Origin of the sequence: Calothrix sp. PCC 7507, from assembly GCF_000316575.1 — a bacterium.
Lineage (GTDB): Bacteria > Cyanobacteriota > Cyanobacteriia > Cyanobacteriales > Nostocaceae > Fortiea.
Window position 1 is genome coordinate 1,460,619 of record NC_019682.1, and the last position, 14,283, is coordinate 1,474,901.

The 14,283-nt window shown below is 40.4% G+C and carries 9 protein-coding genes; 5 read left to right on the top strand and 4 right to left on the bottom strand.

Features of this window, described 5'->3' with window-relative positions; all coding sequences use genetic code 11:
* Positions 1-93: 93 nt before the first annotated feature.
* Complete coding sequence (locus tag CAL7507_RS06475) at positions 94-858, bottom strand: phosphatase PAP2 family protein (protein WP_015127645.1); 765 nt, start codon at positions 856-858, stop codon at positions 94-96.
* Positions 859-1,039: 181 nt separating this feature from the next.
* Between CAL7507_RS06475 and CAL7507_RS06480 the strand changes: the two genes are divergently transcribed.
* Entirely contained in the window at positions 1,040-3,994 is a 2,955-nt protein-coding gene (locus CAL7507_RS06480; protein WP_015127646.1) for an S-layer family protein, read from the top strand.
* Positions 3,995-4,292: 298 nt separating this feature from the next.
* Here CAL7507_RS06480 and CAL7507_RS06490 read toward each other — a convergent pair whose 3' ends face one another.
* A complete protein-coding gene (locus tag CAL7507_RS06490) occupies positions 4,293-4,793 on the bottom strand; it encodes a hypothetical protein (RefSeq protein ID WP_015127648.1) in 501 nt (166 codons plus the stop codon).
* A 696-nt stretch (positions 4,794-5,489) separates the two neighbouring features.
* Between CAL7507_RS06490 and CAL7507_RS06495 the strand changes: the two genes are divergently transcribed.
* Entirely contained in the window at positions 5,490-8,240 is a 2,751-nt protein-coding gene (locus CAL7507_RS06495; RefSeq protein ID WP_160166317.1) for a CHAT domain-containing protein, read from the top strand.
* Positions 8,241-8,251: 11 nt separating this feature from the next.
* On the opposite strand, the gene CAL7507_RS06500 is transcribed toward CAL7507_RS06495, so the two are convergent.
* Positions 8,252-8,809: a hypothetical protein gene (locus tag CAL7507_RS06500; protein ID WP_015127650.1), complete on the bottom strand. Its 558-nt coding sequence runs from the start codon at positions 8,807-8,809 to the stop codon at positions 8,252-8,254.
* Positions 8,810-9,640: 831 nt separating this feature from the next.
* On the opposite strand from CAL7507_RS06500, the gene CAL7507_RS06505 reads away from it, so the two are divergent.
* The 3 genes from CAL7507_RS06505 to CAL7507_RS06515 all read left to right on the top strand — a co-directional run bounded on the left by CAL7507_RS06505 (position 9,641) and on the right by CAL7507_RS06515 (position 13,024).
* Positions 9,641-9,967: a hypothetical protein gene (locus CAL7507_RS06505; RefSeq protein WP_015127651.1), complete on the top strand. Its 327-nt coding sequence runs from the start codon at positions 9,641-9,643 to the stop codon at positions 9,965-9,967.
* Between the two features lie 176 nt (positions 9,968-10,143).
* Positions 10,144-11,217: an RICIN domain-containing protein gene (locus CAL7507_RS06510; RefSeq protein WP_015127652.1), complete on the top strand. Its 1,074-nt coding sequence runs from the start codon at positions 10,144-10,146 to the stop codon at positions 11,215-11,217.
* Between the two features lie 145 nt (positions 11,218-11,362).
* Positions 11,363-13,024 (top strand): GspE/PulE family protein, encoded by a 1,662-nt coding sequence (locus CAL7507_RS06515; protein WP_015127653.1) that lies wholly within the window; start codon positions 11,363-11,365, stop codon positions 13,022-13,024.
* 152 nt (positions 13,025-13,176) lie between these two features.
* On the opposite strand, the gene CAL7507_RS06520 is transcribed toward CAL7507_RS06515, so the two are convergent.
* A complete protein-coding gene (locus CAL7507_RS06520) occupies positions 13,177-13,677 on the bottom strand; it encodes a helix-turn-helix domain-containing protein (RefSeq protein ID WP_015127654.1) in 501 nt (166 codons plus the stop codon).
* Positions 13,678-14,283: the final 606 nt, after the last annotated feature.

Here is a 14,283-nt window from a genome sequence, read left to right on the forward strand (position 1 = left end):
TAAAGAACTGGGAACTGGGTTTGAAGAGGGTTAGTGTTCAGATCCCCGATTTCTTTAAGAAGTCGGGGATCTGACTCATAGCCCATCAATAAATTAGCGCTTACTTAGTTGTGTTTCTTCTTCGGGAAGTAAGGAAGTTTCATCCCCAGTTTGATGATGAATGGGCTTGGCTGGAGTTAAATTTGGTTTGATGATAATACTGACACCAATTGCCCAAGCGATCGCCACCATCCAACCTGCGAGAATATCACTAGGAAAGTGAACGCCCAGATAAAGCCGCGTCCAAGCGATCGCCAATACATATAAACCGCCAAAAATGACTACTAACCCACGCCAAGGGTGACTTTTAGCTAAAATGATCAAAATCATGACCAACGTCATACTCGTCATGGCGTGGCCACTGGGAAATGCATAATCGAACTCAGGTGCGAGGGACTCCCAAAGCTGGGGACGCACTCGATGCATGATTTCCTTCGTAGTGCGGTTAATAATGGCACTTCCGAGTCCGGTAGTGATGAGATAAGTTAGCGATCGCCACTTTTTTCTCTGCCATAATAGCAAAGCGATCGCACTCAAAATCGGGAACGCCGTCCAAAACGACCCAATCCTAGTTAGTACCACCGCAAACATATCTAATTGCGGCTGTGCGAGCGAGTGAATTCCCAACAAAATCGGCAAATCCCAGGGGAAGCCAGCTTGATTCTCCCGTACCTCCAAGGCCAAGAGGCCAAACATCTGCAAAGGTAAGTAGACTCCTATCAATAAAAGTAGTAGCGATCGCCAATGCGCTATGAGCAAATTCTTTAAGAAGCTCAAAGGCGAATTGCGCTCTTGATTAACCTTTTTCCCTCTATCCATATCAACCGTAGTATTTCCCTCAAATTACCAAAATACTGTGTAGTCATCTACTACTGTTGTACAGAGATTTTCCATCTCACGAAATAATCTGTTTAATCAAAATATACCTTTGGGGACTTACACTAAAACTAAAGCCAATTTACCTGTTATTTCTAGGACTTACGCAAGTGTCATAGGACAAATGACAAATGACGATCCCCATAAGTTAATTTTATTTGCAACGCCTTATTTACTGTTGATTATCGCTTCCGGTGCTGGGAATAAAGCAATAGCTCAAATCACCCCAGATAATACCCTGGGGAGTGAACGTTCTCAGGTTACACCACAAAATCAGCTAGTTGACAAAATTGATGGTGGTGCAATTCGCTCGACAAATCTCTTCCACAGTTTTCAGGAATTTAAAATTGGCGAAGGAAGAAGTGCATACTTCACCAATCCGACAGGAATTGAGAACATTATTAGCCGAGTTACAGGCGGAAATCCTTCACAAATTTTGGGAACCTTGGGTGTGTTGGGAAAAGCTAACCTGTTTTTAATCAACCCCAAAGGCATTATTTTTGGGGCTAATGCCAAACTGGATATCAGTGGTTCATTTGTAGCTAGTAGCGCTAGCAGTGTGGTTTTTGCTGACGGGATAAAATTTAGTGCAACTAATCAGCAAGCACCACCATTATTGACTATCAAAGTTCCTATTGGCTGGGAATTCGAGAATATGCCAGGGGCTATTAGTTTACAGTCGGCGCGTTTAGTTATGCAGCCAGATAAAACCCTAGCGCTAGTGGGTGGTAACGTCAATTTAGACCGTAGCACAATCCTTGCACCGGGAGGTCGAGTCGAGTTAGGGGGATTAGTACAAAAAGGTACGGTGACACTCAATCAGAATGGTAGCTTGAGTTTTCCTGCTGATGTAGTCCGCGCTGATGTTTCCCTAACAAATGGTTCACAGGTTAATGTCCGTTCTGGCAGCGGCGGTAATATTGCGATCAACACTCATAATTTAAATATTGCTCAAGGAAGTACCCTTAGGGCAGGTATGGCTTCCGGGTTGGGTGCTGTTAACAGCAAGGCGGGAGATATTGAAATTAATGCTACAGAAGCAGTGATGCTGACTGGTACTGGTAGCTTTATTTCTAATGCGGTGCTGGCTAACGCCAAAGGTAAGGGCGGTAATATTAATTTAACAGGGCGATCGCTCACCGTAACCGGGGGTTTTCAAATCTTTGCTGGCACCTATGGGCAAGGCGATGTCGGCAATGTCAATATCAATGTCAGCGATGCAGTAGTGTTTGATGGTGTCGGAACAAATGGGATTAATACTGGCGCTTACAGTTCCATCGCCCAGGGTGGTACAGGTAGAGGCGGTAATCTCAATATCATAGCCAAGTCTCTGACTGTCACCAACGGGGCAATTCTAGAAGCTAGTACTGTGGGGCGGGGTGATGCTGGTAGCGTGAATGTTTTTGTCCGTGATACAGCCTTATTTGATGGCGAGGCTGCTAATTTTAATCAGGTATCAACCGCTGTATTCAGTAGTGGTGCTTATAGTCGCGTCAGTTCTGTAGCTACGGGAAATGCTGGTAGCGTTAATGTTACAGCCGGGACAGTGAAAGTAACCAATGGTGCAGTCCTGACAAGTAGTACCGCTGGGAAGGGAAATGCTGGTAATGTAACTATTAATGCCAATAATATTTTTTTTGATGGCGATGGACGCTTTAACAATACTCCTGGATTTGGCTTTTTTCAATCCAGTGGTGCGTTCAGCAGTGTCAAACAGACAGGTCAGGGAATTGGTGGTAATGTCATAGTTAATGCTGATGCTTTATTATTAACCAATGGTGCTGTCATCGTTACCGGCACTCGTGGACGCGGAGATGCAGGAGATATTTTAATTAATCGGGCTAATACTGTAACTGTCGCTGGCGTTGCTGGCGATGGCTATTCTAGTGGACTTTATAGCAATACCGAACCCAATTCAATTGGTCGGGGAGGAAAAATTACAGTCAATACAGCCACTTTACGGGTTCTAGATGGTGGTGTGATCAATGCCTTAACTGCGAATGCAGGTAGTGGAGGTAATATTTTAATTAATGCTCAGACTTTAGAAACCACGAACGGTGGACAAATTATTACCTCTACTCGCAACAGTGGCAATGCAGGTAATATCACACTAAACATCTCAGATAGTATAAACCTGACTGGTAGTGATTTGAGTTATGGCGATCGCATCTTGGCAATTACTAAAATTGGTGTCGATACGTTTACCAATCAAGGTGCGGCTAGCGGCATACTAGCTAATACCGATGTCAATGCTACAGGGAATGGTGGTAATATATTTATCCTCTCCAAGCAAGTAAATCTGAGAGATCAGGGTGTAATTACAGTCAGCAGTCAAGGGTCGGGAGTAGCTGGAAATATCGAAATATTCGCTGGAACTATCCGCTTGCAAAATCAAAGTGCGATTACAGCAGAAACAAAATCAGCTAACGGTGGGAATATTCTCCTACAAATACAAGATTTTCTGTTGATGCGTCAAAACAGCTTAATATCCACCACGGCTGGGACTGGACAGGCTCCTGGGAATGGTGGCAATATCAAAATTGATGCCAGAAATGGCTTTATCGTTGCTGTTCCCCAAGAAAACAGCGACATTATTGCTAACGCTTTTGCTGGTAAAGGCGGTGCTATTGAAATTGACGCCCAGCGAGTCTGGGGATTAGAATCCCGCCAACAGCTAACTCAACAGAGTGATATTACAGCTTTTTCACAAACCAATCCCCAACTTAATGGTGTGATTGAAATCAACACACTTGGTATCGATCCGACTCAGGGATTAGTGAATTTGCCAAGTGAACCGCGTAGCGTTGAAATTAGCGAAGGTTGCGATATCCGTCCGAGTAATTCAAAACGGGTAAGATTTGTCAATCAGGGACGTGGAGGAATACCATCGCGCCCCGAAGAACCACAGAATGTGGAAATGTTTTTGACGAGCTGGATTGATTGGGATGATGATATCGAAGCTGAATTAAACAGAACTGTCAGAGAGAATTCTTCATCTATTCAAGCCATTATCAATCCCTCAAATAGCACTATAGGTTTAATAACAACTCCTACAAATTTCACCTGTCAAGGAAAATAGATATAGTGTTTCTCACCTGGTTTTTTGTTTTGATAAAGGTTTAGTTTTAGCTGATTGTTATTTACTGTATGATAATTAATATTCTTCTCAGTAACGTAGTTATTTAGTTGATTATTTGCTGTTACAAGGCTTGAGAATAATTGCATAAACAAGAAAGTAGCAATTAAACAGACAATATTTTTTGTATTTTGCATATTTACTAATATTTAAGTATTTGTAGGGTGGGCAATGCCCACCAAAACCATTATGTGGTGGGCATTGCCTTCTCTACTTGACATAGGAAAATACGTAATAATTTTTAATTACAATGAACCCCCAGATTTGGATTTATTCCCAATCCTTCCCTAATTATTGCTAGTGAGTTACAAGAAGGTTCAAAGCTTTTATATTTTCGATTTGCATTATGCTGTATGTATGGTGGCAAATCCTCTTCTTTAACGGATTTACACTGACTATATATGAGGCGCATGAATTTTAAGTCAGATTGATCAATACGCAATGAAGATGAGGATTGACGCTGAATATTTCTTCTAGAAATTTTACCGCCAACTCGCGTATCAAGGTTTTCTACTAGATTACAGATATGTAATTCGCGGCTGACTAGACAAGCACCTGCACATGTTTCGGCATTATCCCAGACTTTGATTGTGTCACGAAGTTCGTTTTTGACTTGAGCAACCGAATTAATGTTTTGAGTAGTGTTGATTGTTCCGGCAGCAGCGGTATTGAACCCGGTTAAACTGATTATCGAAGTAAAAAGCAATAGTAATTTTCGTGATTTGTCAGTTTGCACTTTCATTGATTTTGTCCTAATTGCTAACTAAGAATTTAATGCAGATATGTTGTTGAGTATTGGTATTTGTGCGATCGCACTTATTCGGTTGGCAAAAATGCGCTCAACTGACATCAAGCACCAGTTGCAATAATGCATTTTTTGTAGGGTGGGGCTATGCCTTACATTGCCTGGAACCCTTGTATTTGCGTTGGTGGGCGATGCCCACCCTACAAAATTGAAAATGCTGCAAGATATGAGTCAAGGCGGCTGGGGTAAACACCCAGATAATTAGGTAGAATTTTGACGACATACTCCTGGTAGGTTCAGTGGTTCTATCTATCTAATTGGGAGTAAACCTAATCAAATATGAGGATGGTATGAATTTTTTTCAGAATTTTGGTAAACTTTCTGGACACTAGTACAGCGCGGCGTAAATGAACATACCATTTCAAATGGCGCAAGAGCTTGGAATACAATTCTTTTGACTTTTGACTTTTGACTTTTGACTTTTGACTTTTGACTTCCGCCTTGCCGTACTAGTGTCTTTTACACCCTCAAAAACTAGGTTTTGGAGATTAATCCCTCGGATTACACCTGATCAATCGTCAGCGATCGCCCATGACAAAATACACTAAACTGCTTCGTAGGGTAGGATTTAAGTCCAGGTTGAGGAGAATACGGTATCACCTGCTGGCTCTGAGTTTTGTATTGGCGCTATTTGTGGTTAAAACACCGGATGTAATTGCTCAGATACCTACTGTACCGAGCAATCAAATTCCCACTGAAGTACAACAATTGGTACGCCAGGGTAAAGAAGCGTATCACTCCAGTAGCTATTCTCTGGCTATCAAGTTATTACAACAAGCATTGCAACTGTCCACAACTGGCAATAGCGATGCTCCGAAGGAGCCGCTACGCTATCGCACTCCAGCTCTAATCCACAGCAACCTATCTCTAGCATATCAGCAACTAGGTGATTGGGATGCCGCACAACAGCAGATATCAGCCAGTTTGCAACTCTTACAACCCTCCCAATCAAAGCCGGATTCTCCAACCCTACTCAAAATCTACGCGCAATCCTTAGATATCCAAAGTCGCCTCTGGTATGTGCGTGGAAAGCCAGAAGCCGCATTAAAAAGTTTGCAACAATCAGGGGAAATTTATACACGTCTGGGAGATGAAGCTCTAAGTATTAGCAATACTATCAACCAAGCACAAACACTACAAGCATTAGGGTTGTATCAACAAGCATACAATAACCTCGAACAGATTCAGCAAAGATTGACTACAACACCCGACTCTGTGATTAAGTCTCAAGGATACTTGAGCTTAGGTAACGTTCTGCTAGCTATTGGTGAGTTAAAGCGATCACATACAGCCTTGCAAAATAGTTTAGCACTGGCGGAAAACTTGCCATCATCGTCTACTAAAACTACAGTCAAAAGCGCCGCCCTGGTTAGTTTAGCAAATATGTTTTGGGCAAAGGGAAACTTGGAGCGCGATCGCCAGACGACTCGCAACTATAATGATATCCCTTGGCAGTGCCAAGCGCGATCGCGAAGTGACTCCATTGCGTTAGCTTCCCGCAGGGTAGAATTACAACTTCCCCATACTGCAATGCAATCATATCAAAATGCCGCCTTGCAATACCAACAAGTACTAGCAATACCATCATCTCCATCAATACGAGTCCAAGCGCAGATTAATTACTTGAGTTTGTTGGTGGAAACTGGGCAATTTTCCGCCGCCAAGGCATTATGGCACGAAATTAAAATTTCTGACTTACCAAACGGTCGTCAGGCGGTGTATGCAAAGATTAACGCCGCCCAAAATCTCGCCTGCATCTCTCAAACAAATGCTAGATATAGTTCTGTATTAGCTGAAATTGATAATTTATTAGAGTCGGCGATTCAAGATGCAAAACAACTCCAAGACTCCCGCGCTTTATCTTACGCCCTTGGGAATCGTGGCGGGTTTTTTGAATATCTTGCTTTAGCACCACTGCACAAATCCCCGCATAAGTCAATATCAAAAGCGGATCTAGATTATCTACTCACCAGCCAAAATCTCACACAGCAAGCATTACTTCTCACCCAACCCATCACCGCCCCTGATATTGCTTATCAATGGGAATGGCAGATGGGAAGAATTTTAGCAGCGCAGACAAAAGAAGATCAAGCGATCGCCTTTTACAAAATGGCTGTAGAAAGCCTCAAATCTGTTCGTAGTGATTTGCTTACCATCGATTCTGATGTGCAATTTTCCTATCGAGATCATGTAGAACCCGTCTATCGGGGATTAGTCGATTTACTATTAAAAAATAATAAATCAGCAGCATCTCAAGAACACCTCCAACAAGCAATTATAAATATTGACACACTACAACTTGCAGAACTCCAGAATTTTTTACGCTGTAATCTACCGCAGATATTACCCATCAATCGGAAAAATAATACTGTTGATAATAACGCCATATTTATCTATCCCATCATTCTAGAAAACCGCCTAGAAGTTATCTTTAAATTACCAGGACAACACCTAGAACAATATGTATATCCTATCCCACGGACTGAACTTCAAGATACTGTAAAACAACTCCGCAGCGCTATATACACCCGCAATCCCAGTAAAATTCAAGCCAAATCACAAATTATTTATCGCTGGTTAATCAAACCCATCGAACCATATTTGCAACAACAGAACAATATCAAAACCTTGGTTTTTGTCCTTGATGGTGAACTTCGCAATATTCCAATGGGAGTATTGTATGACGAAGAAAAAGCACAATATCTCATCCAAAAAGATTATGCCCTCGCCTTGCTACCAAATTCGCAATTATTTGATTTAAGCAACTCACAAATTGAAACCCCAAAGATATTAGCAGGTGGGATAGGAGAACAGCAAGAAAATGTTGAAACCCGTAACTTTTCTGCACTCAACATTGATGAATTGCAGCAAATTGCTAAAATATTACCCAGCAAACTGTTAATTAATTCCCAGTTCACCCCAGCAAACCTCCATAAACAGTTACAATCAAAAGCATTTTCCATTGTTCATTTTGTCACACATGGAAACTTTAGTTCCAACCCTGAAGATACATATTTACTCGCCTACCAACAGCTGATTAAAGCTAGGGAGTTAAATAACTTATTACAGGATGACACAGTTAATTCCAGAGGTATTAAATTGCTCGTACTGAGCGCCTGTAAAACCGCTGAAGGCGACAATCGGGCAATTTTGGGGTTAGCGGGACTTGCATTACGGGCAGGGGCTAGCAGCACCCTCTCAACCTTATGGCAAATTAATGATGCTTCGACATCTCAATTGATGGTGCAGTTTTATACTGAACTTAAAAAAGGCGGAGTTACAAAAGCCGAAGCACTGCATCGCGCCCAGAAAGCACTTTTAGCACAGCCTGAGTATCAAAATCCTTATTACTGGGCACCGTATATATTAGTTGGCAATTGGTAGTGATAGATAATTTAACCAGGACAATCAAAAAAAGCACCGTGGCAAACACTATCTGTCTGGATTATACTTTTTAAGTCTGACTTTTTGGAGATGACAGCGAAATTAATATTTCCTGAAGAACGAAAAACGCGATAATTAAACTTCTTACCTTCATAAAACTCTGATGACTGTGTTACCTCTCGAGTTCTTTTTAATATATATTTAGAATTTTGAAAGTCATTGACAACTATAGAATTAAATATATTTTTAATCACTTGTAAATTGCTAATAGAACTTCTATCTAGAACTATTTCATTGGCATCTCCTAAGTCAACAGCTTCAATTATTATATTCTGCCTCCTGTTATCAGTGTATACTTCAAACGAGGAAGATGCACTTTGCTTTAATCTTGTATAATAATGGTGAGTGCTACCGTAAGAGCCTCCAGTACCACCATAGGTAATTTTTTCAAAAAGTGGGTTATTTGTGTAGAACTTCATAGCCGTCTCAAATTTTTGTCCAGGAAGTGCATTTACAGGGCTTGTAAGAGAAACAGCGAGCAAAAAAGAGATTCCTAATTGTTTCAACATATTTATATTCCTTCAATTCTTAGTGAGATAGGCTTGGACTGCTCAAAATACTATTGCAAAGTATTTAATTATTTATTGGGAACACTCTCAAGCAAATATGAGGGTAGTAATTTATTTTTCCATAGATATAGAGGTTTTCAGATCAGTGAGGTGCGATTTTAAATCGCAAAGCCAGTAGGGGCGGGGAAACCCCGCCCTCGCTTGTATCGCATCCGACCGAGAAACGCTATATAACGCTATATATTGTTAAGACTTACGCAAATAGCAGGTTCGTCATCGCAACTAATCCTCAATAATCGCTCTATAACTCAATACGGTTCAGGTAAGGATTTTTGGTATTGATTTTAGGCCTGTAGAGACGCAAAATTTTGCGTCTCTACCGAGGATTTTAGGCTTAACTGAACTTTACTATCTAATTAAAATTTTATTTGGACAAAAAGCTAAACATTTTGTCCAAAATGAGATGGCATAAAAAATATTAGTTACGTGAACTTACATAAGCAATTTAAAGTAGCTATATTTTTCTGTCCGATGATTTTATAGTTAATGTATTTTCTTGATAATTTCATCGAAAAATAGAACTTGTGTAAGTTACTTTTGCTACCTATTTAATAGAATTAGTGGCTAATTTAATGTCTATTCATTTAGCTAAATGATAGTGACAAATGAGTTTTCAGGAAATTAAATAGTAAATAAGGAAAGAGCGAATACATGTTATTTCTTCTACCTATCAACATCTGAGATAACACAAAATTGATTCAATTTGGTTAGCAAATATAAGGTTTCGAGACTGACACAATTTTTCTCCATCTTGCTTGCTGAATAACGGACATGAAATCACTTTTTTTGATTGTAAAGCACGTTTTGCCACCTAGTCTGATCATATTGAATAGTTTATTTTTGATCACAGCTAAAGCTCATGCAGGTGGTACTGATGATCCTTATTTATCAGAGGAAGCGAGGGCTTCACGAGTTACATCTGTCTCATCTGTTTTGAATTGGGATAAATGGGAACCCCCTTATATATCAGGAAGTAATATATGCAGACGTAAGAATGGTGATGTGATTTGCTTGCCTTATAAAATGGCTAAAAAAGTAGGAGCAAATATTTTACCTCCAAAAAAACCTCCCACTTTGCAAACAGTTAAACGCCAATAGTTTTTCAATCAATAAGATTTCTACTTGAATTTTGAAATCTACGTAGGGTGGGCACTGCCCACCAAAACTCTAAAATGGTGGGCAGTGCCCACCCTACACATACGTAGATTTTTTCAAAAATTAAGTCAGATTTCTATAGCACTATCAAACATCAATTCAAAAGGAATCATAACATTATGTCTAACAACATTTGCAAATCTGTTGCGTTAGCAATTGGCTCCCTTTCTCTTGCATTATTTGTTGGTTCAGCATCTGCTCATGCGGAAACTTTTTCTGTCCAAGGAGGTATGGCGTTGAATACCAATAATAATTTCAGCCGCATTGATGGTAATCCCAGAATGTCAATTTATCGACTAAATAATAATGATAATGACCAACAGTTCGACAGATTATCAGGAAATCGTGGTGGTATTCTTTTAAAACATCGTTCTACTGGCAAGTGTTTGAACGCTCATTATTTGAGCCAGGGTTCACAAATTAATGTCTGGCCTTGCGACGCTAATGATCCTGACCAAAACTGGAACCTGGTTAATGTTGGTAGTGGTTATAACTTAATTAAACGGACTGGGACAAATCTTTGTGTAGATAGTCCAACTAGGGATAATCAAGGAAAAGTTCATCTCATCAATTGTGATGCTAATAATGGCAATCAACGCTGGAATAGTAGTAGCTCACCACCACCTATTGTGTCTAATGGGCAAATTAATCTACCATTTAGTAGTGGTCAAACCTGGTATGTTTGTCAAGGTTATCGTGGTGGAGTCACCCATAATTATGAGAATGCTAATAGTTATCATAATATCTACTCTCTTGATATAACAGTAGAGAATAATTCTTGGGGTTTAAAAGGATGTTCTAGCCCTAATGATGTTAATAAATCTGCGGGGAATAAAATCTTAGCTCCAGTGTCTGGAAATGTCGAGAAAGTCAGTTGGGCAGATGATCTTGTATGTCTTACAAATGATTCTAGAACTAAGAGCTTTCTAATTGGTCACATGGTTCCATCAACCAAATTTATAGGACGGGTAAATCAGGATGCAGTAATCGGGACAGTCAAGAGATATACATCATCGAATGGTTATGCTCATATACATATAACTGCATATAATCAAGTCGGATGTAAGGGAGCATCTATTCCCTTTACCGATGCGTATGGAGTTCAATTTAATGGTACGTCAAATTTACCAAGCCTTGATACTCCAAAAAGCAAGCCAATGAACCAGCATCGGGGAACAGCTTTAAGACGTTAACCAAACACTCTAGATAATCGTAGGTTGGGTCTAAGCATGATACTCAACTTTCACCGGACAGGATATTAGACTGTGACTCAATCAACTCAGATGGCTTAACCAGTCAATCTGAGTTTTAATTTTATTAATTGAATGAGAAAACTCTATGCAAAGTACCATTAATATTTTATCCCCCTGGCAACAGCTAAAAAAGGGCGAAATTAACTGCCAACAAGCAATCAGTCTCTTAGTCGATGAGACAGGAAAACTCAATCTGGAATTATTAGACTCTGAAGTCAGTTCTCGATTTTTTGGCAAATTTGCCAACCGTCAGGAATTACCGCCAGTTATTCCCCTATTACTCTGGCGCAATTGCTACTATTTGGGCACTCCAATCACTCCGACACCAGATATAATTCAGAAATTGAGCGATGCCTGCGGCGGGCTAAACCAACGCACAGCCACAGAAATCAAAATCATCCCCATCACCGAAAAAAGCTACAACGCTTGGTATCACACCCAAAATCTCGATTTAAATAAAATCAGTAGCGAATCTCTCGTCAATCCCCTCACCCAGATATCGGAATCAGAAGACATTTCTGAACTCACAGAACTCTATCTCTCCAAAGCATCAGACCAAATCGAGCGAGTCAAAACCATTATTAGTGGCGCTTTACGCAACCGTGCTAGTGACATTCACCTAGAACCGATGCCAGAAGGCTTAAGAGTCCGCTATCGCATAGATGGCGTATTGCGGACTATTACCACTCTCCCCCTAGAACTGAGTCGAAAAGTAGTTGTCACTCTCAAAGTGATGGCAGAAATAGATATATCCGAAAGCCGTCGCCCTCAAGACGGACGCATCGGCGAGAAGTATGCTGCCAGTGGTTCATCAGAAGTGGGATTAGATATGCGAGTTAGCACTCTTCCCTGCGTAGGTGGCGAAAAAGTAGTAATTCGGTTGTTACCCCAGCGCAATCCCTTTTCTAATATGGATGGCTTAGGGTTTTCTGGAACTACGTTGGAAACTTACAGAAGATGGTTAAGTCAACCCCAAGGAATGATTATTCTCACTGGCCCTACAGGTTCTGGGAAAACTAGCACGCTTTATACCAGTTTACAAAGAGTCGCTACTGAATCAGTCAACGTGGTGACGGTGGAAGACCCAGTAGAATATGTATTACCAGGTATTACCCAAACCCAAGTCAATGAAGCAGCTGGTATGACCTTTGCTGCTGGTTTACGGGCAATTCTCCGGCAAGACCCTGATGTGATTATGTTAGGAGAAATCAGGGATAGAGAAACAGCAGAAACTGCTATTAGAGCCGCTTTAACAGGACATTTGGTATTTACTACACTGCACACCAATGATGCAGTTGGAGCCATTCCCCGCCTGAAAGATATTGGACAAGACCCCAGTTTAGTGAGTGATGCTCTCTTAGGTATTATTGCTCAACGTTTAGTGCGTCGGGTTTGTCCTCACTGTGCAGAACCTTACACCCCAACAGCAGCAGATTTGCAGCGGCTGGGATTAGCAGCAAACGCAGCTACAACCACCGGGTGGCGCAGGGGAAAAGGTTGTCCTAAGTGTTTTCATTCTGGCTATTTGGGGCGGGAAGCGATCGTAGAATTACTGGATGTGGATGATCGGGTGCGGGAACTGATTTATGAAGGAACAATGACTCAGCTACATCGCTATCTGAAAGAAATTAACTATACCTCCTTTGGTGTGGCTGCTGCCCAAAAGGTGACAACTGGGGTGACAACAGTAGAAGAAGTGTTAAGGGTTTTGCCCCACAGTGCTTTGTCTGGTAAACATTTATGCTAGATATCCGTTTTACAGATGCGATCGCCCTTTGATGTCACAATCTGTTTAAGAATCTGTGGTGCTTGAGCAATAAAAATTTCTGGTTTCATACAAGGCCTCGTAGGGGCGAACGGTTGTTCGCCCTTACATCTGTATTTGTATCATCTTTAAAGTTAATTGGTATGATTACTGTTTTGAATATGCAGTCGAGTGGATAAACCCATTTCCTTGAGCAGACGATTGATATGACGCATACCTACTTCAACACCCAATTCTTTTGCTAAATGCTTGCTTAACCATTGCGCTGTCCAACGTCGAAATGGATAGCCAAAAGCTTTTGGACTGTGGCTCATTAGTTCCTTCAATCGTTCTCGATATTGATCATCAACTATCTTTGGTCTACCAAGAGGAAAGGCATTCCAATTATGAGCCTCACCTGATTTAGCTACCAAAATCCAGTGTCTTACCGTCATCCGAGAACAGTTTAGTAATTGACAGATTTGACTCTGGGTTTTACCTTCGTCTGCTAACAACATGATTTGGATGCGCTGACGGTATTTTTTAGGTAAGTCTTCTTGTTCTAAAATTTTTTGCAGTGCTTTTCGCTCAAAGGGAGTCAGGTACTGTTGCTTAATAGAAAATTTTTCAGAGTCGAACCGATTGCTTTGCTCCATATCTCCGCTATGTTTTATGTCCTCATATTCTTATTGGAGACAAAATGATAGCAATATGAGGGTGGTACGTTTAACTCCCCTATTTTTGTGAATATCTTTTAGTCATAATAGATTCCAACATCTGCAAAGCAATCGTAGAAGAATTAAGGTAACTAACACAGGTATAATCTGAAATTGTTTCCGATTCATTCTCAAAAGCGCACCATTTTTCTTTTCCATCAGAAAATTTTAAGTAGTAAGCTTTTCTGCCGTCAGTTAGCTTTATTTGCGATACCCTACACAAATCATCAATACCTAAGTAGGTGAAGATACAAAAAATTATGCCTAATCAGTCCAATTACATAAGTAGTAAATATGAAGCTTCAAAATTAAAATTAATCATTTCTTTTATCCGCAACCAAGAAAATAGTCTTGATGTGTTTAGATATCAGGACTTTCAAGCTTTTTTACTTAAAATAATTATTTCCAAAAAAATGATTAAAATACTTATTTTTATTGTGCCCAAGTAGATTTATATTTACGTGTTAATTGCCATACGATGCCAAAAATTGATTTAAAATCTCCATTTCTTCATAAACTACCATCGAATAAAAATCAGAATTATTC

Bases quoted from the DNA above. Each gene is read 5' to 3' on its own strand.
- CAL7507_RS06475 (WP_015127645.1), bottom strand. From the start codon at position 858: ATGGATAGAGGGAAAAAGGTTAATCAAGAGCGCAATTCGCCTTTGAGC.
- CAL7507_RS06480 (WP_015127646.1), top strand. From the start codon at position 1,040: ATGACAAATGACGATCCCCATAAGTTAATTTTATTTGCAACGCCTTAT.
- CAL7507_RS06490 (WP_015127648.1), bottom strand. From the start codon at position 4,793: ATGAAAGTGCAAACTGACAAATCACGAAAATTACTATTGCTTTTTACT.
- CAL7507_RS06500 (WP_015127650.1), bottom strand. From the start codon at position 8,809: ATGTTGAAACAATTAGGAATCTCTTTTTTGCTCGCTGTTTCTCTTACA.
- CAL7507_RS06505 (WP_015127651.1), top strand. From the start codon at position 9,641: ATGAAATCACTTTTTTTGATTGTAAAGCACGTTTTGCCACCTAGTCTG.
- CAL7507_RS06510 (WP_015127652.1), top strand. From the start codon at position 10,144: ATGTCTAACAACATTTGCAAATCTGTTGCGTTAGCAATTGGCTCCCTT.
- CAL7507_RS06515 (WP_015127653.1), top strand. From the start codon at position 11,363: ATGCAAAGTACCATTAATATTTTATCCCCCTGGCAACAGCTAAAAAAG.
- CAL7507_RS06520 (WP_015127654.1), bottom strand. From the start codon at position 13,677: ATGGAGCAAAGCAATCGGTTCGACTCTGAAAAATTTTCTATTAAGCAA.